Origin of the sequence: Streptomyces sp. V4I8 (genome assembly GCF_041261225.1) — a bacterium.
Taxonomy (GTDB): Bacteria; Actinomycetota; Actinomycetes; order Streptomycetales; family Streptomycetaceae; genus Streptomyces.
This window is the reverse complement of sequence record NZ_JBGCCN010000001.1, coordinates 4,841,067-4,864,633: the sequence shown is the minus strand read 5'-3', so window position 1 is coordinate 4,864,633 and position 23,567 is coordinate 4,841,067. Positions and strand designations below refer to the sequence as shown.

Annotated in this window: 27 protein-coding genes and 1 tRNA gene; 15 read left to right on the top strand and 13 right to left on the bottom strand. The window is 69.6% G+C overall.

Annotated features, from left to right (window positions below; translation table 11 throughout):
- Window positions 1–6: 6 nt before the first annotated feature.
- Window positions 7–816 carry an AraC family transcriptional regulator gene (locus ABIE67_RS21925; RefSeq protein ID WP_370260019.1) on the bottom strand — a complete coding sequence of 270 codons (810 nt, stop codon included), beginning with the start codon at window positions 814–816 and terminating at the stop codon, window positions 7–9.
- On the opposite strand from ABIE67_RS21925, the gene ABIE67_RS21920 reads away from it, so the two are divergent.
- Window positions 815–1,294, top strand: coding sequence for a DUF2000 family protein (locus tag ABIE67_RS21920; RefSeq protein WP_370260017.1), 480 nt, complete (start codon window positions 815–817; stop codon window positions 1,292–1,294). The genes ABIE67_RS21925 and ABIE67_RS21920 overlap by 2 nt on opposite strands.
- Before the next feature lie 132 nt (window positions 1,295–1,426).
- On the opposite strand, the gene ABIE67_RS21915 is transcribed toward ABIE67_RS21920, so the two are convergent.
- Entirely contained in the window at window positions 1,427–2,713 is a 1,287-nt protein-coding gene (locus tag ABIE67_RS21915; RefSeq protein WP_370260015.1) for an MDR family MFS transporter, read from the bottom strand.
- Between the two features lie 163 nt (window positions 2,714–2,876).
- Here ABIE67_RS21915 and ABIE67_RS21910 point away from each other — a divergent pair, with 163 nt between their 5' ends.
- On the top strand, window positions 2,877–3,638 hold the full coding sequence (locus tag ABIE67_RS21910; RefSeq protein ID WP_062723775.1) for a phosphoglyceromutase: 762 nt from the start codon (window positions 2,877–2,879) through the stop codon (window positions 3,636–3,638).
- A gap of 94 nt (window positions 3,639–3,732) precedes the next feature.
- On the opposite strand, the gene ABIE67_RS21905 is transcribed toward ABIE67_RS21910, so the two are convergent.
- From ABIE67_RS21905 to phoU, 6 genes are all read right to left on the bottom strand, one after another.
- Complete coding sequence (locus ABIE67_RS21905) at window positions 3,733–4,476, bottom strand: hypothetical protein (RefSeq protein ID WP_370260013.1); 744 nt, start codon at window positions 4,474–4,476, stop codon at window positions 3,733–3,735.
- A 413-nt stretch (window positions 4,477–4,889) separates the two neighbouring features.
- On the bottom strand, window positions 4,890–5,222 hold the full coding sequence (locus ABIE67_RS21900; RefSeq protein ID WP_370260011.1) for a carboxymuconolactone decarboxylase family protein: 333 nt from the start codon (window positions 5,220–5,222) through the stop codon (window positions 4,890–4,892).
- Window positions 5,223–5,542: 320 nt separating this feature from the next.
- A complete protein-coding gene (locus ABIE67_RS21895) occupies window positions 5,543–5,794 on the bottom strand; it encodes an SCO4226 family nickel-binding protein (protein WP_370260009.1) in 252 nt (83 codons plus the stop codon).
- Between the two features lie 72 nt (window positions 5,795–5,866).
- A complete protein-coding gene (locus ABIE67_RS21890) occupies window positions 5,867–6,115 on the bottom strand; it encodes an SCO4226 family nickel-binding protein (protein WP_370260007.1) in 249 nt (82 codons plus the stop codon).
- 191 nt (window positions 6,116–6,306) lie between these two features.
- The gene (locus ABIE67_RS21885; RefSeq protein WP_370260004.1) at window positions 6,307–6,489 is read right to left on the bottom strand and encodes a hypothetical protein; all 183 of its coding nucleotides are present in this window, start codon (window positions 6,487–6,489) and stop codon (window positions 6,307–6,309) included.
- Window positions 6,490–6,602: 113 nt separating this feature from the next.
- Window positions 6,603–7,304 carry a phosphate signaling complex protein PhoU gene (phoU, locus tag ABIE67_RS21880; RefSeq protein ID WP_370260002.1) on the bottom strand — a complete coding sequence of 234 codons (702 nt, stop codon included), beginning with the start codon at window positions 7,302–7,304 and terminating at the stop codon, window positions 6,603–6,605.
- Window positions 7,305–7,680: 376 nt separating this feature from the next.
- On the opposite strand from phoU, the gene ABIE67_RS21875 reads away from it, so the two are divergent.
- Window positions 7,681–9,024, top strand: coding sequence for a sensor histidine kinase (locus ABIE67_RS21875; RefSeq protein ID WP_370260000.1), 1,344 nt, complete (start codon window positions 7,681–7,683; stop codon window positions 9,022–9,024).
- Window positions 9,021–9,701: a response regulator transcription factor gene (locus ABIE67_RS21870; RefSeq protein ID WP_015659563.1), complete on the top strand. Its 681-nt coding sequence runs from the start codon at window positions 9,021–9,023 to the stop codon at window positions 9,699–9,701. The genes ABIE67_RS21875 and ABIE67_RS21870 overlap by 4 nt, the downstream gene beginning before the upstream one ends.
- Before the next feature lie 106 nt (window positions 9,702–9,807).
- Here ABIE67_RS21870 and ABIE67_RS21865 read toward each other — a convergent pair whose 3' ends face one another.
- Window positions 9,808–10,521: a DUF461 domain-containing protein gene (locus tag ABIE67_RS21865; protein WP_370259998.1), complete on the bottom strand. Its 714-nt coding sequence runs from the start codon at window positions 10,519–10,521 to the stop codon at window positions 9,808–9,810.
- Window positions 10,522–11,135: 614 nt separating this feature from the next.
- Here ABIE67_RS21865 and ABIE67_RS21860 point away from each other — a divergent pair.
- From ABIE67_RS21860 to ABIE67_RS21835, 6 genes are all read left to right on the top strand, one after another.
- Window positions 11,136–11,618, top strand: a complete 483-nt coding sequence (locus ABIE67_RS21860) for a CarD family transcriptional regulator (protein ID WP_003953493.1) — start codon at window positions 11,136–11,138, stop codon at window positions 11,616–11,618.
- Window positions 11,619–11,887: 269 nt separating this feature from the next.
- Complete coding sequence (gene ispD, locus ABIE67_RS21855; RefSeq protein WP_370259995.1) at window positions 11,888–12,652, top strand: 2-C-methyl-D-erythritol 4-phosphate cytidylyltransferase; 765 nt, start codon at window positions 11,888–11,890, stop codon at window positions 12,650–12,652.
- Window positions 12,642–13,157 carry a 2-C-methyl-D-erythritol 2,4-cyclodiphosphate synthase gene (ispF, locus tag ABIE67_RS21850; RefSeq protein ID WP_370259993.1) on the top strand — a complete coding sequence of 172 codons (516 nt, stop codon included), beginning with the start codon at window positions 12,642–12,644 and terminating at the stop codon, window positions 13,155–13,157. The genes ispD and ispF overlap by 11 nt, the downstream gene beginning before the upstream one ends.
- Window positions 13,158–13,317: 160 nt before the next feature.
- Entirely contained in the window at window positions 13,318–14,715 is a 1,398-nt protein-coding gene (gene cysS, locus ABIE67_RS21845; protein WP_370259991.1) for a cysteine--tRNA ligase, read from the top strand.
- Between the two features lie 98 nt (window positions 14,716–14,813).
- On the top strand, window positions 14,814–15,755 hold the full coding sequence (gene rlmB, locus ABIE67_RS21840) for a 23S rRNA (guanosine(2251)-2'-O)-methyltransferase RlmB (RefSeq protein ID WP_370259989.1): 942 nt from the start codon (window positions 14,814–14,816) through the stop codon (window positions 15,753–15,755).
- A 134-nt stretch (window positions 15,756–15,889) separates the two neighbouring features.
- On the top strand, window positions 15,890–17,521 hold the full coding sequence (locus ABIE67_RS21835; RefSeq protein ID WP_370268801.1) for a DoxX family membrane protein: 1,632 nt from the start codon (window positions 15,890–15,892) through the stop codon (window positions 17,519–17,521).
- A 370-nt stretch (window positions 17,522–17,891) separates the two neighbouring features.
- On the opposite strand, the gene ABIE67_RS21830 is transcribed toward ABIE67_RS21835, so the two are convergent.
- From ABIE67_RS21830 to ABIE67_RS21820, 3 genes are all read right to left on the bottom strand, one after another.
- Window positions 17,892–18,623 (bottom strand): NDP-sugar synthase, encoded by a 732-nt coding sequence (locus ABIE67_RS21830; protein WP_370259988.1) that lies wholly within the window; start codon window positions 18,621–18,623, stop codon window positions 17,892–17,894.
- 73 nt (window positions 18,624–18,696) lie between these two features.
- Entirely contained in the window at window positions 18,697–19,155 is a 459-nt protein-coding gene (locus ABIE67_RS21825; RefSeq protein WP_370259986.1) for a hypothetical protein, read from the bottom strand.
- Between the two features lie 226 nt (window positions 19,156–19,381).
- The gene (locus ABIE67_RS21820) at window positions 19,382–20,473 is read right to left on the bottom strand and encodes an ABC transporter ATP-binding protein (RefSeq protein ID WP_370259984.1); all 1,092 of its coding nucleotides are present in this window, start codon (window positions 20,471–20,473) and stop codon (window positions 19,382–19,384) included.
- Between the two features lie 216 nt (window positions 20,474–20,689).
- Between ABIE67_RS21820 and ABIE67_RS21815 the strand changes: the two genes are divergently transcribed.
- From ABIE67_RS21815 to ABIE67_RS21795, 5 genes are all read left to right on the top strand, one after another.
- Window positions 20,690–20,764: transfer RNA gene (locus tag ABIE67_RS21815), tRNA-Thr, on the top strand.
- Window positions 20,765–20,964: 200 nt separating this feature from the next.
- On the top strand, window positions 20,965–21,201 hold the full coding sequence (locus tag ABIE67_RS21810; RefSeq protein WP_062723761.1) for a hypothetical protein: 237 nt from the start codon (window positions 20,965–20,967) through the stop codon (window positions 21,199–21,201).
- A gap of 335 nt (window positions 21,202–21,536) precedes the next feature.
- Window positions 21,537–21,902, top strand: coding sequence for a hypothetical protein (locus ABIE67_RS21805; protein ID WP_370259981.1), 366 nt, complete (start codon window positions 21,537–21,539; stop codon window positions 21,900–21,902).
- Window positions 21,903–22,179: 277 nt separating this feature from the next.
- Window positions 22,180–22,497, top strand: a complete 318-nt coding sequence (locus ABIE67_RS21800; RefSeq protein ID WP_370259979.1) for a hypothetical protein — start codon at window positions 22,180–22,182, stop codon at window positions 22,495–22,497.
- Between the two features lie 245 nt (window positions 22,498–22,742).
- The gene (locus ABIE67_RS21795; RefSeq protein WP_370259977.1) at window positions 22,743–23,090 is read left to right on the top strand and encodes a hypothetical protein; all 348 of its coding nucleotides are present in this window, start codon (window positions 22,743–22,745) and stop codon (window positions 23,088–23,090) included.
- A 155-nt stretch (window positions 23,091–23,245) separates the two neighbouring features.
- Here ABIE67_RS21795 and ABIE67_RS21790 read toward each other — a convergent pair whose 3' ends face one another.
- Complete coding sequence (locus ABIE67_RS21790) at window positions 23,246–23,539, bottom strand: hypothetical protein (protein ID WP_370268799.1); 294 nt, start codon at window positions 23,537–23,539, stop codon at window positions 23,246–23,248.
- Window positions 23,540–23,567 lie beyond the last annotated feature (28 nt).

The following is a 23,567-nucleotide window of genomic DNA, read 5'->3' as shown; positions in this document are numbered from 1 at the left end:
TCAGGCTCAGCGCACGCTGCTGCGATAGCGCCCCGGCGGCACGCCCACCAGCTTCCGGAAGTGGCGGGTGAGATGGGACTGGTCGTAGAAGCCGGTCGCGGTGGCCACCTCGGCCGGCGGCCGGCCTTCCAGGAGCAGCCGCCGGGCACGGTCGACGCGCCGGGACATCAGGTACTGGTGCGGGGCGATGCCGTAGGCGGTGCTGAACGACCGTACGAGATGGGCGGGATGGGCGTGCAGCAGCCCGGTCGCCTCGTCGAGGGCGAGGCCCCGCACGACGCGCTCGTCGAGCAGCTCGCGCAGCCGACGGGCGAGGGCGGGGTCGCGCCGCGGGACGTCGTCCGTGACGGCTTCGGGCCGCAGATGCGCGCGCAACCGGTCCCCGATCAGAGTCAGCCTGCTGTCCGCCTCCAGTTCGTCGCCGTGGTGCGCGAGGGCGGTGTGCAACTGGCCGACGCGCAGCCGCAGCACGGGGTCGCGGAGGTCGGGGGCGTCCACGGCCCGGCCGATCAGGTCCTCGCCGAGCCGACTGCTGTCCAGGTACAACACCCGCTTGCGGAAGCCGTGCGGGGTGGCGGGGGAGCCGTTGTGCGGGACGTGCGGCGGCAGCAGGGACACGGTGTCGTGCGGGGTGCCGTGCTCGTGCCGGTCGAGGTCGTACCGTACGGCCCCGTCGTCCACGATGAGCAGCGTCCACGCCTCGTGCACATGCATCGGATAGGCGTACTCGGTGAAGTGGGCGTGGAAGACCTCGGTGACGCCCGGGACGGAGGGGCGCCACGCGGAGACTTCCTGGCGGTTCCGTGCGGCGGCCATGCAAAGAACGTACAAGACGCGGTCGTACGGCGGCCGCCAGTCTCGACGTATGAGCGATGAGGCACCTGTTCGTTTCGACACCAAGATCGCCGTCCTGCTGCGCGAGGACCTGGAGACCTGGCAACGGCTGAACGTCACGGCGTTCCTGGTCAGCGGCCTGGGGACCCAGGCCCCCGAGGTGATCGGCGACCCGTACGAGGACGCGGACGGCGTCGGCTACCTGCCGATGTTCCGCCAGCCCGTGCTCGTCTTCGAGGGCACGAAGGAGACCCTGACGACGGCCCACGCGCGCGTGCTGTCCCGCGCCCTGCCGCGCGCGGTCTTCACCTCCGACCTGTTCACGACGGGCAACGACCGCGACAACCGGACGGCGGTGCGGGCCGTGTCGACGGACGGGCTGGATCTGGTGGGGATCGCGGTGTACGGGCCGAGGAACGCGGTGGACAAGGTGATGAAGGGGGCGCGGATGCATCCGTGAGGGGGTGGAGGGGGAGGGGGCCGGTGCCGGTGCCGGTGCCGGTGCACGGGGCGTCGCCCCGCCAGGCCTGCCAGGCTCGTTAGGCCTGCCAGGCTCGTTAGGCCCGCCAGGTCCGCCAGGCCCGTCGGCCCGTCAGGCGGGGCTGCCCTCGGGCTTCGCCGCAGCCGCCTCGGGGGTCGTCTCCGCGGCGGGGATTTCGTCGGCGTTGGGCTCCTGGGCCGGCAGACGGTGCATCAGGGTGCCGTACCCGACCGCCGCCACCGTCCCGATCACCGCGCACATCCCCCACAGCCACTCGGCACCGAAGCGGTCGATGACGAAGCCGGACATCAGGGGCGCGACGAGGGCCGCCACCGACCAGGACAGGGTGTACATGCCCTGATACCGCCCGCGCCCTTGCGTGGGCGACAGCCGCACCACGAGCCCGGTCTGGGTGGGCGCGTTCAGCATCTCGCCCAGCGTCCACACGCACACCGTCAGCGCGAAGACGCCGACCGACCCGGCGAAGGCGGTGAGTCCGAAGCCGTAGCCGGCGAGCAGGGACGAGACGACGAGGATCCGGCCGGTGTCCCGGCGTTCGATGAGCCGGGTGACCGGGATCTGAAGGGCGACGATCAGGATGCCGTTGACGGCGATGGCGAGGCCGTAGTCGGCGGGCGAGAACCCGGCCTCACCCATGGCCACCGGCAGCCCCACCGACCCCTGCTGAAAGATGAGGGCGACGAGGAAGGACAACCCCACCACGCTCATGAAGCGCCGGTCGCGCAGCACCGTCCCGAGCCGGACCTCGTCGCCACCACCCTTCTCCGTACTGGTCGGCCGGGGCGGCCGAGACTCCGGCAGCTTCACGAACACCACGACCGCGCAGACGGCCGTCATGCCCGCCTCGATCAGGAACCCGGAGAGGTAACTGACCTCGGCGATGAACCCGGCGGCCATGGAGGAGACGGCGAACCCCAGGTTGATGGCCCAGTAGTTGAGGGAGAAGGCGCGCACCCGGTCCTCGGGCCGGACGATGTCGGCCATCATCGCCTGCACGGCGGGCCGGGAGGCGTTGGAGGCCGCGCCGACGAGGAAGGCGACGGCGGCGATGGCGACCGGGTGGTGCATGAACCCGAGGAGCGCGACGGAGGCGGCCGTGGACGCCTGAGCGACGAGAAGGGTGGGCCGCCGCCCGAGCCGGTCGGTCATGACGCCGCCACCGAGGGAGGAGATCACCGCCCCGAGCCCGTGGAGGGCGGCGACGAGACCGGCGTAGGTGGCGGAGTACCCACGGTCGAGGGTGAGGTAGAGGGCCATGAACGTGGCGACGAACGCCCCCAGCCGGTTCACCAGCGTGCTGGTCCACAGCCACCAGAACTCGCGGGGGAGCCCGGAGACGGTCTCTCGGGTGGCACGTCTCAGGGCGGCGACGGGCATGGAGGGTCCCCCACGGATGCAGACGGATGTAAGAAGCCAATGCGGCGCACGCAACTTACAAGCGGGCCGCTCCGTGAGGCCACTCAATTAACAGATCCCGTCAACCGTCCGCTCTTCGGGCGGGGGGCGCACCCGGCCAAGGCCTTGGATTACGCTCGGACGCATGGCCGACGCACCGTACAAGCTGATCCTCCTCCGCCACGGCGAGAGCGAATGGAACGCGAAGAACCTGTTCACCGGTTGGGTGGACGTCAACCTCAACGAGAAGGGCGAGAAGGAGGCAGTCCGCGGCGGCGAGCTCCTGAAGGACGCCGACCTCCTCCCCGACGTGGTCCACACGTCCCTCCAGAAGCGCGCGATCCGCACGGCCCAGCTGGCGCTGGAGTCCGCCGACCGCCACTGGATCCCGGTCCACCGCTCGTGGCGCCTGAACGAGCGCCACTACGGCGCCCTCCAGGGCAAGGACAAGGCCCAGACCCTCGCCGAGTTCGGCGAGGAGCAGTTCATGCTGTGGCGCCGCTCCTACGACACCCCGCCGCCCCCGCTCGAGGACGGCACGGAGTTCTCCCAGTCGGACGACCCGCGCTACGCGACCATCCCCCCGGAGCTCCGCCCCCGCACGGAGTGCCTGAAGGACGTCGTCGTCCGCATGCTCCCGTACTGGTACGACGGCATCGTCCCCGACCTCCTGACCGGCCGCACAGTCCTCGTCGCCGCCCACGGCAACAGCCTCCGCGCCCTGGTCAAGCACCTCGACGGCATCTCCGACGCCGACATCGCGGGCCTGAACATCCCGACCGGCATCCCGCTCTACTACGAGCTCGACGCCGACTTCAACCCGGTGACGCCGGGGGGCAAGTACCTGGACCCGGAGGCGGCTGCGGCGGCTATTGAGGCGGTCAAGAACCAGGGCAAGAAGAAGTAGCCGGGCACCCCTGATTGATCAAGCCCCCTGCCCGCGGGTTCTCCGCTGGCGGGGGGCTGGTTGTTGGCCGCACGATCACGCCCGTTCGATTCGGTCAGGACACTGCCGCGTCCAGCCTCGGCTTCCGCTTCACATCGGTCACCTCGACGTCCTCCGTCTCCGGAGCCCCGAACGCTTCGACGATCACCCCGCTGCTGGTGCAGGTGACCTCCAAGGCCAAGTGGCCGCCCATAAGGCGCAGGTCGAGCCTTGCCCGGGGCGCGCCCGCGTAGTCCGGCATCCGGTGAATCAGTGATGCCGGGTAGTCGAGCTCTGTCAGCTTCGTGTGTATCGCCTCGTAGCCGGACGTCTTCGTGTTCTTGAACGCCTCGCTGACGCGCTGTGCGTGCTCGCTGCCGTTGCACTTCTCGACACCGGTCAGCGGCACTTCCTTGACCGGCTTGGGCGCGGTGGAGCCGGGTGTCGGCTTCGACGACGCGGGATCATCCAGGGGAACCGGTGTATCTCCCTCGTCGCCCGGAACAGGCGGCGGGGTCTCGCCCGGCCCGTATCTCGGTGTGGCCTCACCCTCATAACCCGGCAGGTCCTCGGGCTCGGGCACGCCACCGCTGCCGTTGGGGGCGTCCGGAGCGCAGCCCTGCAGGATCCGGCCCATCAACTCAAGGAACCGTAGCTCCGGATCGCTGTCGCTCGGCGAAGCCCCCGGCGGGGTCGCCGCCGAGACGGCTTCGCCCGCGGAGGTCTGGTCGGTGGTGGCGTTCTGAGTGCCGCAGCCGGACAGGAGCATGCAGCCGAGCGCGGCCACGAGCACAGGCTTCGAGAAGGATGTCGATCGCATGCACGCACCATGCGGGATGCCGATTACCTGGCACATGAGTACACGTACTCACCTGGTGGCACCACCGAGCGTGTACCGCGCTGCCCGCGAGGCCGCCGTTCCAGGCCGGTCTAGAGTTCAGCGGAGATAACGACGCTCATCCACACGCCGTGTCGGCATTCCAGTCGCCGCCACAACTGCCGACGAACCGGTACTTGATCTGCCGGCAGGCGGACGCCGATCGCGTCGAGGCATGCCGAACATGGTCACCTCTGGTGGATCCACGCGCAGCAGCCCGTCAACCTCGCGGAGAACCGCCCCATGGGCTCGATCATCAGGCAAGCCCTCTACCCGCGGCCTTCCGCGGATAGAGGGCTTCTCGCTGTCCAGGGCGGCGGCCCAGGGCTGTCCGGAAGAGGGTCCCGCCTCCGTCTTTACGCCCGCCCCCGACCCTCCGCCTCCCCCTCCGCGACCGCGATCGACATGCCGAGCGCCTTGGCGATGTTCCCGGCCGCGGTCATGACACGCGCCGTACCCACCACAGGCGCGATGGCGACCAGGACGTCCTGCACCTGCTCGGCAGTCAGCCCGGCCTGGATGGCGGGGTCGATATGGGCGACGTAGGAGATCGGCGGGGCGTCCGAAGCGGCGAGGGCCGCGATGCGGGTGAGCATGAAGGTCTCCGGGACCAGCCCGCACCGTTCGACCGAGTCGACCGTCATGGCGGCGAGGGTGTCCAGTACCGGGGTTTCAGATGCTGTGGCCATGGCAGGGCGTCTCCTGACGGTGTCTTGAGGGAACGTGAGGGAGGTCGACGGGCGCCGGCACGTAGGGGCACATCACCCGGTTCAGCGCCCACCGCTCGACCGTAAGTCCGTTTCCCGCGGACCGCCTGTCGAGACGAACGACGCCGCCGTGGCCATGCGTCAGCCCCCGCCCTGCGTAAGCTCCCGGCCCACGTCAGCTCCCGCCCTGCGTAACTCCCGGCCCAGGTCAGCCCCCGCCCTGCGTAAGCTCCCGGCCCACATCAGCCCCCGGCCCACGTCGTCCGCAAGCAGGGGGCCGTCTCCTTGCCGTGCCGCCGCACTCACACCGTCAGGGGCACCGCATGGATCTCGTCCGGCGTCCCGCCGCCCCCGCGCTCGTGAGCACGCCGGACTGCCTCGGCCGAGGGGCCCTCGCTGAGGCAGTACACCGTGCCGGACTCGGGGTCCGCCCAGGCGTGTTCGAAGTGGACTCCTTCTTCCTGCTCGATCGCGGCGGTGGCGTCGTGGCCCTCTTGCAGCTGTTGGGCCGTGATGCCCTGCATGCCGTGGTGTACGTCCATGAAAAGTGTCATGGGCCTCGCACCTCCTTGCCGATGCACACCCACGTCCTTTGTCCTCGCGGATGCCCCTGCGCTTTCCCGGTCTCAGACCGACAGCGGAACCGCGTGGATCTCGTCGGCCTTGTGGCCGGCGCGTTCGTGGATGCGCTGGACCGCTTCGGCGGAGGGTGCCTCGGACAGGCAGTAGACGAGGCCGGACTCGGGATCGGCCCACGCCCGCTGGAAGTGGACGCGCTCGTCGTCCTCTATGGCGAGGTCCGCGTTGTGGGCCTCCCTGAGCTGGTCGGCCGTGATGCCCTTCATGTCGCGGTGTACGTCCATGAACTGAGCCATGCCTCGCACCTTCTTCCGTTTCCAGGAGTGCGCTCGCGTCTGCTCCCTTCCATGCTGCGCCCGTACGTCAGGACGAGCAACGAGCAACGAGCAACGAGCACGAAGCGCCCGCTGAAACAGACCGAGCACGGCAAAGGGCCCCGGCGCATCCACCGCACCGGGGCCCTCACCGCCGTACGAGTCCTACGTCCTCACCCGCACTGGCAAGGATTCCCCGACTGGCATCCGCACCCGCACCCCGAGCCGCAACCGCAGGCACCGAAGAGCGGGAGGCTCCTGATGTCGGCGAGCTGCTCGGACGGGCGTTCCCTGGTGGGGTCGGGTGTCGTACGGAGAGTGCTGCGGGTGTTGCGTGAGCTGGGGGATTCGGCCATGGATCCTCCTCGAGGCTGGTGCCTGTGCCCATTCCATGCCCGCCCCCCTGGGCGCATCAACGGCGCACAGAGGCTTGCGCACGCCCCGAAGAGCCCGCCGCACAACCCACGGCCTACGCGCCTTCCACCCCCGCCGCCGGCTGGATCTCCGGCTGGATGTCCGTCTGCAGCTCATCCGCGTGCTCACCCGTCACCAGATACACCACACGCTTGGCCACGGACACCGCATGGTCGGCGTACCGCTCGTAGTAACGGCCGAGCAGCGTCACGTCGACCGCCGTCTCGATGCCGTGCTTCCAGCGCTCGTCCATCAGGTGCTGGAAGAGGGTGCGGTGGAGGAGGTCCATCGCGTCGTCGTCCTGCTCCAGCTGGAGCGCGAGGTCGACGTCCTTGGTGACGATCACCTCGGCCGCCTTCGCCATCAGGCGCTGCGCGAGCTGGCCCATCTCCAGGATGGTGGCGTGCAGGTCCTGCGGGATGGCCCGCTCCGGGTAGCGCAGCCGCGTGAGCTTGGCCACGTGCTGGGCCAGGTCGCCCGAGCGCTCCAGGTCCGCCGACATACGCAGTGACGTGACGACGATACGGAGGTCCGTCGCCACCGGCTGCTGGCGCGCCAGCAGGGCTATGGCCCGGGCCTCCAGGTCGTGCTGGAGGTCGTCGACCTTCTGGTCGGCCTCGATCACGCTTTCGGCCAGCTTCAGGTCGGAGTCGAGGATCGCCGCGGTGGCGCGCCCGATCGCCGACCCGACCAGTCGGGCCATCTCCACCAGACCGTCGCCGATCGAGTCCAGTTCCTCGTGGTACGCGTCCCGCATCAGGGTCCCTCTCTTACGTCTGCCTCGTCGGGGGTTCCGGGGTCAGGAGACTGTCGTCAAAGTCGTCGGAGTCGTCAAAGTTCGTCAAAGTCCTCGGACCGACAGTCTTGCCATCGAACCGGAAGTCCTACCGTCCGTACCTCCGACAGTAAGACCGTCGTGAAAACGGCAGTAGGACTGTCATCAAACCGCCAGTGTGATCCCACGCCAAACCGCCTGTGCGAACCCCACACGTCCACTATTCGGGCTCTACGCGTCCGTTTCCGCCACCCCAAATGAACCACCACTGGCTCCAAGGTGAACTCTGGGCGACGAGTGTTCGAGCTCGCACTCCGACGGCTGTGGCCACTGCCTGCGTCATGCCTAACCTGGGTGCATGGACGTGAACGCGGCGGTCGCCGCAGCGGCAGCGATCGCCGGGGTGCTCACCGGCGTCATCGCCATGCTGGCGTTCCGCTGGAGCGAACGCGACCTGAAGCGACCCACCCGAACCTCCCTGCACACCGACCCGGTCCTGCCGCCCGGCGTGGACACGGTCCTGTCGGTACTGCGCTCCTCCGCCGTCGTCCTCGACGAGGGGGACGCCGTCGTCAAGGCCAGCTCGGCGGCGTACGCCCTCGGTCTGGTGCGCGGCGGCAAGCTCTCCGTCGAGCCCATGCTCCAGATGGCCCGGGACACGAGACGGGACGGGGAGATACGGCAGGTCGAGCTGGATCTGCCCCGGCGCGGTACCGGACGCGGCGATGCCCTCGCCGTGTCCGCGCGCGTCGCGCCCCTCGGCTCCCGCCTCGTCCTCCTCCTCGTCGAGGACCTCACCGAGGCCCGGCGCATAGAAGCGGTGCGGCGCGACTTCGTGGCCAACGTGAGCCATGAGCTGAAGACGCCGGTCGGCGCGCTCTCCCTTCTCTCCGAGGCCGTCATGGACGCCTCCGACGATCCGGAGGCCGTGGAGCGGTTCGCCGGACGGATGCAGATCGAGGCGACCCGGCTCACCAGCCTGGTGCAGGAACTCATCGACCTCTCCCGGGTGCAGAACGACGACCCGCTGGAGGACGCCGAGCCCGTCCGCGTCGACGAGCTGGTCGCCGAGGCCATGGACCGCTGCCGGCACGCCGCCGGCACGAAGCAGATCACCATGGCCTCGAACGTATGGGCGCCCGAAGGACCCGATCAGGGTGGCGCCGGGCGCGGGACGGGCGGTGCCGGCGACGACCTCAGCATCTGGGGCAACCGCGGCCAGCTGGCCGCAGCGCTCGGCAACCTCGTCGAGAACGCCGTCAACTACTCGCCCGCCCGCACCCGCGTCGGCATCGCCGCCCGCCGGATCAGCGCCCCGGGCGGAGACCTCATCGAGATCGCCGTGACCGACCAGGGCATCGGCATCTCGGACAAGGACAAGGAGCGCATCTTCGAGCGCTTCTACCGCGTCGACCCGGCCCGTTCCCGTGCCACCGGTGGCACCGGCCTCGGTCTCGCGATCGTCAAGCACGTGGCCGCCTCGCACAGCGGGGAGGTCACGGTGTGGAGCTCCGAGGGACAGGGCTCCACGTTCACCCTCCGGCTGCCGGAGGCGGGTGCGGCCCGAGACCGCGCACAGCAGCACCCCGATCTCGACGACGAGGCCGGGCAGTCCGCCGCCTCACATCCCCGCAGATCACCCGATTCACCCCCTGACTCAACCGCGTACGAAACGCTTTCCGCCCCGGAGGTCCTTCCGTGACCCGTGTGCTCGTCGTCGAGGACGAGGAGTCCTTCTCCGACGCCCTGTCGTACATGCTCCGCAAGGAGGGCTTCGAGGTCGCCGTCGCGACCACCGGGCCCGACGGACTCGACGAGTTCGAGCGCAACGGCGCCGACCTCGTCCTCCTCGACCTGATGCTGCCCGGCCTGCCGGGCACCGAGGTCTGCCGCCAGCTGCGCGGCCGCTCCAACGTCCCGGTGATCATGGTCACCGCCAAGGACAGCGAGATCGACAAGGTGGTCGGCCTGGAAATAGGAGCCGATGACTACGTCACCAAGCCCTTCTCCTCGCGCGAGCTGGTCGCCCGCATCCGCGCGGTCCTGCGCCGCCGCGGCGAGCCGGAGGAGGTCACCCCGGCCGCCCTGGAGGCGGGCCCGGTCCGCATGGACGTGGACCGCCACGTCGTCACGGTCTCCGGCTCCAAGGTCGACCTCCCCCTGAAGGAGTTCGACCTCCTGGAGATGCTCCTGCGCAACGCCGGCCGCGTCCTCACCCGCATGCAGCTCATCGACCGCGTCTGGGGCGCCGACTACGTCGGCGACACCAAAACCCTCGACGTCCACGTCAAGCGCCTGCGCGCCAAGATCGAGCCGGACCCGGGCGCGCCGCGCTACCTGGTGACGGTGCGCGGCCTCGGGTACAAGTTCGAGCCGTAAACCGCAGCCGTAAACCGCAGCCGTAAGTCGTACGGCAAAGGGCGGGGCCCCCGGATTTCCGGGGGCCCCGCCCTTTGCTACGGCTCGACAGGTGCCGTACGACCGCTCAGTGACCGGCCGCCGTCTGCGAGGCGCTGTCGGACGGGGTCGCCGCGCCCGCGCCCGCGCCGGTACCGGCACCGGCCTCGGTGCCGGCGCCCGGCGTCTCGCCGGCGGAGGCCGTGCCGGTCGGGGTGGTCTCGGTGCCGCCGGCCGGGGTGCCGGTCGGCGAACCGCTCGGGGAGGCCGAGGTGCCCGGCGCCGCCGGGACCTCGCTCGGGCCCCAGCTCTCGAAGTAGTGCTCGGCCGGGACGACGAAGGCGCGCAGGCTCACGTCACCGGTCTTGCTGAAGGTGAAGGTGATCTTCTGCGCGTTGCCGTCCTGGATGGCCTCACGGCTGCTGGGCAGCGTGGCGGAGGCGTTGTCCTTGCCACCGATGATCAGCGAGCCGCCGGCCGGGATGGTCAGGCTGCCCCCCTTGGCGGGCTTGAGCGCGGCGCCCTTGTCGGTGCCGTCCACCTTGATCGAGTCCAGCGTCTGCGCGGTGCTGCCGGAGTTGAACAGGGTCGCGGAGATGGCGGCCGGGCCGGTCGACTCCAGGTCGGGCTGGGTGATGACGATGGCGTTCTGGATCTTGATGTCGCCCACGCTGGTCGCCGCGTTGTCCGGCTTGATCTCCAGTGTCTGGCTGTTGTTGCCGGCGGCGCACGCACCGAGCGACGTGATCGAGAACGCGATGGCGGCCGCGGCGAGGGCGCCGCGTCGAAGGCTGCTGCTCACGGCGGCGGCAACTCCTTGACTCGAACGGGGCGGGCTGCGTAAAGCCGCCCTAAGTGTCTGTCAGCGGCCTTAGGTTACCGAGCCGTTCCCGGGCGGCCGCACCCGACCCTCCCCTCAGCGCCCAAGTGCCGCCGAAGTACCTCTTCCACCACCCGTCCCTTCACCCACAAGCGACCCAGGAGTCACATTGCCCGGCGCTCGTCCGCCATTCACATAAGCCGCCTCGCAAGACCCCGCGCAAAATTTCCGTGAAGGAATGCGCGACCTTCCCGAAATTGATCACCGGCCGTGCTGCCGACCTGGCTGTGATCAATTCCGGATTCGGCGGGGATCTGCCTCGGGGCGCCGAATGGAGTAGCGGAAGTCGCACACTTGGAACCGGACATATGTGTACGTTCGGCCACTCGGAGGTGCCCCCAGATGCGTGTAACGTACGCGTTTCACCTCGCCCGCAGAGCCGCTCCGACCTGCGAATACCTTCTTCCGCTCGGCCCGCGCAGCACGTTCGTGTTGGAGTTGTCAAGCCCCGAGATATGCCCTGACCTGCGAAAACGCCATTCAGAACCCGCAGTTTCCGTGTTACCCTGGATAGCCACGGAAGGGGTACCTGTCACATGACGTTCAAGGTTGGCGACACCGTGGTCTATCCCCATCACGGGGCCGCGCTGATCGAGGCCATCGAAACTCGCCAGATCAAAGGCGTGGACAAGACCTACTTGGTGCTGAAGGTCGCCCAGGGTGACCTGACGGTACGTGTGCCAGCGGACAATGCGGAGTTCGTCGGCGTGCGTGATGTGGTCGGTCAGGACGGGCTGGACCGGGTCTTCGAGGTGCTGCGCGCGCCGTACGCCGAGGAGCCCACGAACTGGTCGCGTCGTTACAAGGCAAATCTGGAGAAGCTCGCCTCCGGCGATGTCATCAAGGTCGCGGAAGTCGTGCGTGACCTGTGGCGTCGTGAGCGTGAGCGTGGACTCTCCGCCGGTGAGAAGCGCATGCTCGCCAAGGCGCGCCAGATTCTGGTGAGCGAGCTCGCCCTCGCGGAGAACACCAACGAGGACAAGGCCGAGGCTCTGCTCGACGAGGTTCTCGCGTCCTGACGCGGTCAGTCCGCCTCAGCTCAGCACAGTGCTGTGTTGTTTTAAAAGAAGTGCCGCGGTGCCCGATGACGGAATTCCTGTCGCCGGGCGCTGCGGCATGTTCGCGCACAGAAGCCGTACGTCCATCTCGGGGGCGCCCCCGATACTTGATGTGCCGGGTCCGGGCAGCTGGCTCGACCGTTGTCACGGAAGGGTTCGGTCAAGCCGTCCCACCCGGCACGCTGAGGCCATACCCACGTAGGCAGAGCACACAAACCTGACAGGAACCGATGTCTGACGTTTCGCGTCCTACGCCCACGGGTGTCCCCTCGGAGACTCGTACCGCCGTCGTGATTCCGGCCGCCGGACGGGGCGTACGCCTCGGTCCTGGCGCCCCCAAAGCACTTCGCGCGCTGAACGGCACGCCCATGCTCATCCACGCCGTCCGCGCGATGGCCGCCTCCCGCGCCGTCTCCCTCGTCGTCGTCGTGGCCCCGCCCGACGGCACCGCCGAGGTCAAGAGCCTGCTCGACGCGCACGCCCTGCCCGAGCGCACCGACTTCCTGGTGGTCCCCGGCGGCGAGACCCGCCAGGAGTCAGTGAGGCTCGGCCTGGACGCGCTGCCGCCCGACTACGACATCGTGCTGGTGCACGACGCCGCGCGCCCCCTGGTCCCGGTGGACACGGTGGACGCGGTGATCGAGGCCGTACGGGACGGGGCGCCGGCCGTGGTGCCCGCGCTGCCGCTCGCGGACACGGTCAAGGAGGTCGAGCCGGCCACCGTCACGGGCGAGCCCGAACCGGTGGTGGCCACCCCGCGGCGCGCCCGCCTCCGCGCCGTACAGACTCCCCAGGGCTTCGAGCGCGCCACGCTGATCCGCGCCCACGAGACGGTGACCCACGACGTCACCGACGACGCGAGCATGGTCGAGCAACTCGGCCTGACGGTCATGGTCGTGCCCGGCCACGAGGAGGCCTTCAAGGTCACCCGCCCGCTGGACCTGGTCCTGGCGGAGGCGGTCCTGGCGCGCCGGAGGCTGAACGATGGGTTCTGAGGCACCGGGGACGGACAAGACCGGAATCCCGCTGCCCCAGGTGGGCATCGGCACCGACATCCACGCCTTCGAGGAGGGCCGCGAGCTGTGGTGCGCGGGCCTGAAGTGGGAGGGCGAAGGGCCTGGTCTCGCCGGCCACTCCGACGCGGACGTCGTCGCCCACGCGGCCTGCAACGCGCTCTTCTCGGCGGCCGGCCTCGGTGACCTGGGGCAGCACTTCGGCACGGGGCGGCCCGAGTGGTCCGGGGCTTCCGGGGTCGTGCTCCTGACGGAGGCGGCGCGGATCGTGCGCGACGCGGGCTTCCGGATCGGCAACATCGCGGTCCAGGTCGTCGGCCCCCGCCCGAAGATCGGCAAGCGCCGCGACGAGGCCCAGAAGATCCTGTCGGAGGCGGCCGGCGCACCCGTGTCGGTGTCGGGAGCGACGACGGACGGACTGGGCTTCCCTGGCCGGGACGAGGGCTTGATGGCGGTGGCGACGGCTCTGGTGGCGCGGGTGGGCTGAGGCGGATGAACTCGCGGCGCGGGCGGGCATGCCGACCCAGGGGCGCGGGCTGTGTCCATCCGCGGCTCCGCCGCGTGGGCGCGACCAGCCTCCACCGGCCCGCACCCGACAACCGAGGGACTGCTCCACGCACCCCGCGCGGCCCACTACCCTAGGTGTCGTGACGATTCGCCTGTACGACACCAGCGCCCGGCAGATCCGTGACTTCACCCCGCTCCAGCCGGGCTGTGTCTCGATCTACCTCTGTGGCGCCACCGTGCAGGCCGCGCCGCACATCGGGCACATCCGCTCCGGGCTCAACTTCGACATCATGCGCCGCTGGTTCGAGTACCGCGGCTATGACGTGACGTTCGTCAGGAACGTCACGGACATCGACGACAAGATCATTACGAAGTCCGTCGACCAGGGCCGCCCCTGGTGGTCGATCGGCTACGAGAACGAGCGCGCCTTCACCGACGGCTACACCGCTCTCGGCTGCCTGCCGCCGACGTACGAGCCCCGCGCCACCGGCCATGTCACCGAGATGGTCGAGATGATGCGCGGGCTCATCGAACGCGGACACGCCTACGAGGCGGACGGCAGCGTCTACTTCGACGTCCGCTCGTGGCCCTCCTACCTGGAGCTGTCCCGGCAGGACCTCGACGAGATGCGGCAGCCCGCCGAGGAGGGCATCACCGGCAAGCGGGACCCGCGCGACTTCGCGATGTGGAAGGCCGCCAAGCCCGGCGAGCCCGACTGGGAGACGCCGTGGGGGCGGGGCCGTCCGGGCTGGCACCTGGAGTGCTCGGCGATGGCGCACAGGTACCTGGGCTCGGCCTTCGACATCCACGGCGGCGGACTCGACCTGATCTTCCCGCACCACGAGAACGAGATCGCCCAGGCCAAGGCCTACGGCGACGAGTTCGCCCGGTACTGGGTGCACAACGCCTGGGTCACCATGAGCGGCGAGAAGATGTCCAAGTCGCTCGGCAACAGCGTGCTCGTCTCCGAGATGGTCAAGCAGTGGCGCCCGATCGTCCTGCGCTACTACCTGGGCACCCCGCACTACCGCTCCACGATCGAGTACAGCGAGGACGCCCTGCGCGAGGCCGAGTCGGCGTTCGCGCGCATCGAGGGATTCGTGCAGCGCGTGGTGGAGAAGGCGGGCGTCGTCGAGCCGTCCGCCGAGGTGCCGCTCGCCTTCGCCGAGGCGCTGGACGACGACCTGGGCGTCCCGCAGGCGCTCGCGGTCGTGCACACCACCGTCCGGCAGGGCAACAGCGCGCTGGCCGCCGACGACAAGGAAGCCGCGGTGGCCCGCCTCGCCGAGGTGCGCGCCATGCTCGGCGTGCTGGGCCTGGACCCGCTCGACCCGCACTGGGCCGGCGAGACCGACCGCGGCGAAGATCTGCACGGCGTGGTCGACACCCTCGTGCGCATGGTCCTCGACCAGCGCGAGGCGGCCCGCTCCCGCAAGGACTGGGCCACCGCGGACGCCATCCGCGACCAGCTCAACCAGTCGGGCCTCGTCATCGAGGACGGCCCGCAGGGCCCCCGCTGGACCCTCGGCCCGCGCTGACCGAGCCGGTCCTTCGGAAGATCGATTGTGCCGCCCGGCCCTCCGGGCGGCACACTGCATAGACGTACATTCGAACGCACACGACAGACAGGTAGGTCATGGCCGCGAACAACCGCCGCATGTCCGGCAAGAAGGGCGCGCAGGTCGGCAGTGGCGGCCAGCGGCGCAAGGGCCTGGAGGGCAAGGGCCCGACGCCGCCCGCCGAGATGCGCAAGGGTCACAAGAAGAACCGCGTCGCCAACGCCAAGGCGAAGCAGACCGTACGCCGTCCCGCGCCGCGCGGCCGCGGCGGCAAGGGCACGTCCGAGCTGGTGGTCGGCCGTAACCCGGTGGTCGAGGCCCTGCGCGGGGGCGTCCCGGCGTCGACCCTCTACGTCCAGCAGTTCATCGACAACGACGAGCGCGTCCGCGAGGCCCTCCAGCTCGCCGCCGAGCGCGGCGGCATCAACCTCATGGAGGCTCCGCGCCCCGAGCTGGACCGTATGACGAACGGCCTCAACCACCAGGGCCTGGTCCTCCAGGTCCCGCCGTACGAGTACGCCCACCCCGAGGACCTCGCCAGCGCCGCCTACGACGACGGCGAGGACCCGCTCATCGTCGCCCTCGACGGCGTGACCGACCCGCGCAACCTCGGTGCCGTCGTCCGCTCGGTCTCCGCCTTCGGCGGCCACGGCGTCGTCGTACCGGAGAGGCGCGCGGCGGGCATGACGGCCGGTGCCTGGAAGACGTCCGCCGGCACGGCGGCCCGCACCCCGGTCGCCCGCGCCACGAACCTGACCCGTGCCCTGGAGGCGTACAAGAAGGCGGGCATCGTGGTCGTCGGTCTCGCCGCCGACGGTGAGGCCGAACTCGGCGACCTGGAGGCCCTGGACGGCCCGGTCGTCATCGTCGTGGGCAGCGAGGGCAAGGGTCTGTCCCGCCTGGTCGGCGAGACGTGCGACTACCGCGTACGCATCCCGATGCCGGGCGGCGCGGAGTCCCTCAACGCCGGTGTGGCGGCGGGGATCGTCCTCTACGAGGCGGCTCGCCGACGCGTCTGAACAGACATCCGTGGCGTCACCCGTGCGGGTTAATTCTGGTGACAGTGGTGCGACCTGCGCATCTTTGACGGAGTCCGGACAGATCCGGCCGGTCAAGGCAGTGTCCTAACGTCACGTCACTCGGTTAGTTGAGTGTGGACACCAGAACACCCCGCACACCCACGGGGGACCGCTCGTCGGGATACGACGACGCTCCCGCGCTGAGCATGGTGAAGGTGCCGAGTGATCCGGCGCAGATCATCGTCAATCACGCGAGTTTCCGCGTGCTGTTGGGCGCGTCGACCGGGCGGAAATCCCCGCGGATCACACGGCACTTGAGCGCCACCGAGGACACCGCCCGCATCCCCGCGGTCAACGCGGCCGGCAGAGCGGGAGCGGCCCCCGGCGCCCGCCGCCGGGTCGCCGTCTGGAACGGCACGTCCGCGCCCGACGACACGGGCGCCCACCGGCTGCTCCAGGCCGTGCGGGACGGCAGCGTCCGCCACGGCGACGAACCGATGCCCGGTATCGGAGGAGCCACCCAGGTCATCCCGCGCGTCGACGTCGGCGGTGGCTATGACGGCGGCTACGACGACGTGTTGGAGCAGACCGTCGAGACGCCGATCGTGGGCGCACAGCGCAGGCACGAATCGCTCGAGACCCGACTGCTCCCGAACATGCGCACGGTAGAGAGCGCATACGACGAGGAACTCGGCTACGACGACGAGGAGTTCACGGAGGACCCGGTCGGCCCGGACGAGACCGACCCACCCCTCCGGCGGTCCGGCGACGACCCCGCGCGGCACGCCTACTACCCCGGCCGCCGGATGAACCTCGGCGTCGTCCTCCTCCCCCTCCGCGTCTTCCTCGGCTTCATCTCCATCTACGCCGGCATGGGCAAGCTGTGCGACCCCGTCTACTTCGACGGCGGCAAGCGCGGTTCGATGGTGACGTGGCTGAACACCCTGCACCCCTGGGAAGTGGCCGAGCCCCTCCGCCAGTTCGCCCTCGCGCACCCGGTCGGGTCCGGCCTGGTCATCGCCTTCTTCCAGGTCATCGTGGGCGTGCTCACGGTCCTGGGCTGCTGGCAGCGGGTCGCGGCCGTCGTCGGTGCCCTGCTGTCCGCCGCGCTCCTGCTCACCGTCAGCTGGAAGAGCGTCCCGGTCTACGACGCCCCCGACATCATCTACCTCGCCGCGTGGTCGCCGCTGATCATCGCCGGTGCCCCCGTCTACTCCATCGACGGCCGCCTCGCGGGCATGGCCTGGCGCCGGCTCGGCCCGCGCTCCGACATCTGGGAGCTGCGTCAGTACGTGCTGCGCCGCGGCGCCCTGGTCACGGCGATCGTCACCGGCCTGACCCTGCTGATCGGCTCCCTGCTCGGCGGTGCGGTCCGGGACGCCGACCGCGTGGTGGTGCCCGGCCCAGGCGAGGCTCCCCGCAACGAGCTGCCCGGCTCGCCCCTCCCGCAGGAGCCCGGCCAGCGGCACAAGAGGACGCCGTCGGCCTCGAACTCGCCCACCCAGGGCGCCACGTCGGGGGCGGCCACGCCGTCCGGTGCCGCGACCACGCCGGGTGCGACGAGCGACACGGGCAACTCCGGTGCGGGTACGCCCAGCCAGACGCAGGGCACTGCGGGGCAGGCTCCGCCCCAGCAGACGTCCCCGGCCGACGAGGTGCCCAGCACCAGCACCGGGCCGACCTCCGGGGGCCCGTCCTCCGGCGGCGGCTCCACGGGCGGCTCCGCCCCCGACGAACCGGGCCTGGTAGGCGGCCTGTTGGGCTGACCCCCACCATCCCACCTATGGGCCCCGGACCCTCCCGTCCGGGGCCCATCGCCATACCCCCTTGACCTCGCCCCCGCCGCCCCTACCCGTCCCATCCTGAAGGGGCTCCGCCCCTTCGACCCCGCCAGGGGGCTTCGCCCCCTGGGCCCCCGATCGGCCTGAACGGCCTCGTCCTCAAGCGCCGGACGGGCTGGGGATGCCCGGACCGGCCCTGAAAAGTGGCCGCCGCGGCACGCGCGGCGAAGCCCGCTGACACGATCCGGGTCGGCGCCGAAGAGTGGCCGTATGCGCGTCCCCCCCCGTGGCGCGGCTGCCGCGCTACGCGAACCCCACCCCACAGCAACAGGCCGCCGCAGGCATCAACGCCGCGCTAGCGGCCCAGCGCCGCCAGTTCCTTCGCCGCCTCCGTCAGGTCCTTCGCCGTGTCGATGGCACGCCAGTAGGCCCCCTGAGGAATGGGGAACCCTGCCAAGCGGCGTTCGCGGGCCAGGTGCGGGAACGTGGTGCGTTCGTGGTCGCCCCGGGCCGGGAGGAGGCCGGCGAAGGCGGGCGAGAAGACGTAGACACCGGCGTTGATCTCGAACGTCGACGGCGGGGCCTCGATGAAGTCGGTGATGTGCCCGAAGCCGTCCGTCTTCACCGCGCCCCATGGGATTCGAGGTCGCGCGAGAGCGAGCGTCGCGACCGCGTCGCGCTCCGTGTGGAAGTCCGCCATGTCGCGCAGCGAGAAACGGGTCCAGATGTCCCCGTTGGTGGCGTACCAGGGCTGATCCGGGTGCGGAAGATGCGCGGCGGCGTACTTCAGACCGCCACCCCGCCCGAGCGGCTCCTCCTCGACGACAGTCGTCACGCGAATCGGCAGCGAGGACGACTTCAACCAGTCCTGCAGCACCTCGGCGAGATGGCCGCAGCTGACCACGACGTCCGTCACACCCTCCTCGGCCAGCCAGGCGAGCTGGTGGCCGATGATCGGCGTCCCCGTGCCGGGGATCTCGACCATCGGCTTGGGCCGGTCGTCGGTGTACGGACGGAGTCGGGAACCCTGGCCCCCGGCCAGGACGACGGCTTGAACGGGGCGGGACGCGGCGTTCGGATCAGTCATGACCGAACTGTACGCGGCGCCCCGCTCGCGGCATCGGGCCGACAACCGTTCGTGAATCGCCTGAAACCATCCGCTAGCTGTATGCCGCTGCCACGCCCGACGCGAACGCGGTGTCACAGACGGGTCGGGCATACGACTGCGCGCGCGTCGGACCGTACACACGGACCGCCGCACGGCCCAGGGCGCGGGCGATGGAGGCGCAGTGCCGGGCCAGCGACGGGCGCTCGTCGACGGCCTGCTGGAGGTGGGTGAGGGCGACGCCCGGGTCCTTCTCCTGCAACTCGGTCAGGAGCTTGTCGCGCAGCACGTCCTGAGGGGCGCGCGGGGCGGCGTTCTTCCCGTCACCCGCGCTCGAGACGTCGGTCGCGGTCAGTACCGAGTCCGAGGGGTTCCCCGACCAGTTGACCCGGGTGACCGCGAGCGTCCCGGAGAGCACCAGGAAGACGGGCAGGACAAGGGCGAGCGTGCGGCCGAGCTGGCGGGCGGGGCCCCGGTGGCCGCGTCGTGTCTGTTGGGTGGTGGAGTGCTTCACGCGAGTGAGGGTAGCGTTCGGTGCTGATATGGCGACATTTAGTCACCGGTTCGAGGGACGAAGAGGCCTCCCTTTTTGGGTAGCGCGTTGACGCACAGCGCTCGAAATGACGGGTATGCCGGGGTATTTGTCGACAACGAGAAGGGCCCCGCAGTCGTCTGCGGGGCCCTTTTCGTCAACCTGGGTGAATTACCCGGGGTTGTACTGCCTGTGCTTGCCTCTGACCTCAGTCGGAGAGTCGCTCGCCGGTGGAGGTCGAGAACACGTGGGTCTCGCCCGAGCGCGGCACGATGTACAGCGTGCTGCCCTTCTCCGGGACGTCACGGCCGCTGACGCGGACGACGAGGTCCTTGGAGTCGTCGCCGCCGACCTTGGCGGTGCCGTAGACGTACGCGTCGGCGCCGAGCTCCTCCACCACGTTGACGGTGACGGCGAGACCCTGGCCCTCGTCGGAGCCGGTCACGTCGAAGTGCTCGGGGCGGACACCGACGGTCACGGTCTTGTCGGTGGCGGCGGAGAGCGCGTCGCGCTCCACCGGCACGACCGCGTTACCGAACTTCACGCCGCCGTCGGTGATCGGGACCTCGACCAGGTTCATGGCGGGGGAGCCGATGAAGCCGGCGACGAAGAGGTTGCCCGGGCGGTCGTACATGTTGCGCGGGGTGTCGATCTGCTGGAGCAGACCGTCCTTGAGGACCGCCACGCGGTCGCCCATCGTCATGGCCTCGACCTGGTCGTGGGTGACGTAGACGGTGGTGATGCCGAGACGGCGCTGCAGCGACGCGATCTGCGTACGGGTCGACACCCGGAGCTTGGCGTCCAGGTTGGACAGCGGCTCGTCCATGAGGAAGACCTGCGGCTCACGCACGATGGCGCGGCCCATGGCGACACGCTGACGCTGACCACCGGAGAGCGCCTTCGGCTTGCGGCCGAGGTACTCGGTGAGGTCGAGGATCTTCGCCGCGTCCTCGACCTTCTGGCGGATCTCGGCCTTCGGCACACCGGCGATCTTGAGCGCGAAGCCCATGTTGTCGGCGACGGTCATGTGCGGGTACAGCGCGTAGTTCTGGAACACCATGGCGATGTCCCGGTCCTTCGGCGGCAGGTGCGTGACGTCGCGGTCACCGATGCGGATGGCGCCGGCGTTCACGTCCTCGAGCCCCGCGAGCATTCGGAGCGAGGTGGACTTGCCGCAGCCGGACGGGCCGACCAGAACGAGGAACTCTCCGTCCTCGATCTCGATGTCGAGCGCGTCTACGGCGGGCTTCTCGGAACCCGGGTAGATCCGGGTCGCCTTGTCGAACGAGACAGTGGCCATGGTGAATGGGCCCCCTTCTACCGGCAGGAACGTGCCGGACGATCCGTTGTAGGAAGGTGGTTGGTTTAGTCCACATGTGCGGACTGGATCTGGACGGTACCCGGCGTTCGCCTGGATGTCAGTACCCGGAGGCATGTGAACTTCGCGGAAATTTTCGACAGGGCCCCCTCGGAACCTGGGTACACTGCACGGGCGCGTGCGTGACAGCGCGTGCAGGCCTCCTTAGCTCAGCTGGTCCAGAGCGGCTGTCTTGTAAACAGCAGGTCGTCGGTTCGAATCCGACAGGGGGCTCCGGAAGTGGCGGGGCGGTTGTCTATGACGACCGCCCCGCAGTTCGTTTTTCATTCCTTCTTTTCATTCGCTCGCACCTCCATCTCCCCGTTGGGACACGGGACATGTGCCGGTATGGAATAGCGTCGCTACTGCTAGTGTCTGTTCCGTCACAGTAGGCAATCAGCCTCAATGTACATGTAATGAAATCCGAGGGTTCCATGCGCAAGCTTCACCAGGTCATGATCGTCGCGGCGGCGGCCGGCAGCCTGTCCGCCATCGGTGCCGGTACCGGTGTCGCGTACGGGAGCGGGCCGACCGTGTCCGACCTGTACCGCCCGTACCAGGAGTGCAGCCCGCAGACGGTCGGCGAGGCCGACATCCCGATCGCGGTGCTCGGTCTGTCCGAGACCTTCGACACCACCTGTGGTCAGTTCAACAACGCCTTCACTGGCTGAGGTCGGCGGCATAGTCGTGCGCGACGCCTTCCGCGGGCCCCTTCGGGGTCACCCCCGAGGGGGCCCGTTCATGTGCGGCTGCCCGGAGCGCGAGGACGCTCCCTCGGCCCGTATGCGTTCGCTGCGGTCCTGAACTCCGGCGCACCGATGAGCGGTTGGTCCCCCTTGGATCAGTCACCCTCAGGTCGGTCCTTCACTTCGTAAGCGAAAAGGCCCCGAGCATCCCGGACGTGTACCGGGCGCAGGGCCTGTCTCTCCGACACCCCCAGGGCCCGGCGCGGCCGGTTCGCGGTGTATTGCGCCCGGGCAACCCCCCGCAAAAGGAGACGCAACACATGTTCAACGGAAAGAAGATCGCGGCTGTCGCCGGGCTTCTCGGCGGCCTCGCCATGACCTGTTTCGGCGCCGGCCAGGCTCACGCCGCGGGCCCGGGCGTCTGCGCGCTCGACGCCCAGGGCAACACCATCTGCACCCAGCAGCTCCAGGGGCAGACGCCCGAGGGTGACGGGTTCACGGTCCGCCGGACGGTGAACTGCCAGCCGACGAAGCCCTTGACGCTGCCGACTCCCGGCCTGCTGTCCAACGGGCAGACGCGGATCGGCCCGCACATCACCTGCGCCGAGATGACGCCCGTGGCGCCGGCGAACGACAGCAACGACACCAGTGACGCCAGTCCGTTGCTGGCCCGCATCCTGGGCTGAGTCCCAAACAGCGGATGGCCGGACCGGGTTGACCCGGCCCGGCCATCCGCTGTTTCGCGTCCGCGACCGCCGGACGGACAAGCGGATCGGCATCGGAACGGCAAACGGGTGACCGTGCCCCGGCGCCCGTGACTCAGCCTCGGGGGAACGTCGTTTCCTTATAAGCCGACACGACACAGAGAAGGGCCAAAGATCCCAAATTGCTACGGTTCGCCTGTATATGCTCACATTAAGTAGTCAAGCCAGGGCCTAGTGCCCGGGAAGAAAGGGTCTAACTATGCGCAGGTTTCAGCGCGTTGCGGTCGTAGTCGCGGCCGTCGCAGGTCTGTCCGCCTTCGGTGTCGGTGCCGGCACCGCTTTCGCTCACGAGGGCGAAGACTTCGACGGTCAGGTTGTCTCCGCGGTTGCCACCTCGACGGCCAAAGCCGTTGCCACGTGGGGTGCTCCGACCGACAAGGCGCACGCGGCTCCGGTTGCGGCTCCGCAGGCTGCTCCGGCCGCTCCCGAGGCCGCTCCCAAGCCCGCCGCGCCGGAGTACGGCTACGGCGAGTACGCCGCTCCCACGTACGCCGCTCCGACGTACGCCGCTCAGTAAGAGAAACGCCGGGGATGCGATGCGCAAGATTCAGGGCGCTGGGATTGTCGTCGTGATGACCGCGGGGCGGGTGGCTCCGTACTCCGAGTCGCAGTTGGCCCGCTAGGCCATCGCCTCGGAACGTCACGACAGGCGCATCGACATCCTGCTGGACAACACCCTTAGCAAATGCAGCCCGGCCGCGCGGCAGACCCGTAAGGCTGCAGCAGTTCCGTCGTATTCGACCTTTGCAAAGGACGCCGTACATGATCGGTCGACAGAAGATCGCAACCGTGTCGGGGCTCCTGGGAGCTCTCGCCGTGATCTACAGCGGTGCCGCGCCGGCGTACGCCGACGATCCCAAGGGAGCCTGCACGCTCACCGCCCAGGGAGACATCGTCTGCGTCAAGAAGAGCGAGGTCGTCCACAAGGACAAGCGCAACGGGTATGTCCTCAAGCAGAAGCAGGACTGCTCGACGGTCGAGCGGCCGCGCTTCGCGGGGACCGAGGGTCACATGCTGGCCGGCGGTTCCGTGAAGTCCGGGCCGGTCGTGGAGTGCAACAACACGGCGAAGCTGCCCAAGGGAATCAAGATCCCCAAATTCGACTTCTGAGGCGCGTGAGCCGCGAATGCCGGACCGGGAGTGATCCCGGTCCGGCATTTCGCTTTCCGGCTTCCAGGGCGGTGCTTTCCGGGGCGGGGCGCGGCAGACAAAAGCCCGGTGCCCCGGCCTGAGGCCGGGGCACCGGGAGGGAGAGGCTGCTTACCTCACTTGCCGAAGGCGCTGTTGCTGCAGCCCATCTCCGAGCCGAGCCCGGTCTGCTGCGCGCCCGGGTCGCCCTCGCCGTTCAGCAGGTTGCCGCCCAGGCCGTTGGCGATGCCGACCTGGCCGAGGACGTCGACGTTGGCGTCGTGCGACCTGCAGGTGCTGCTCTGCAGGACATCGACGTTCGTGCCCTTCTGGCCCCAGCCGCCTCCGTCGGCGTGGGCGGCGCCGGTGCTCAGGAGTCCGACGCTCCCGAGAGCGGCGACCAGGACGGCGGCCTTGCGGAGCTTGTGCATGTTCATCTCCGGTGGAGTGGAGTGGGTG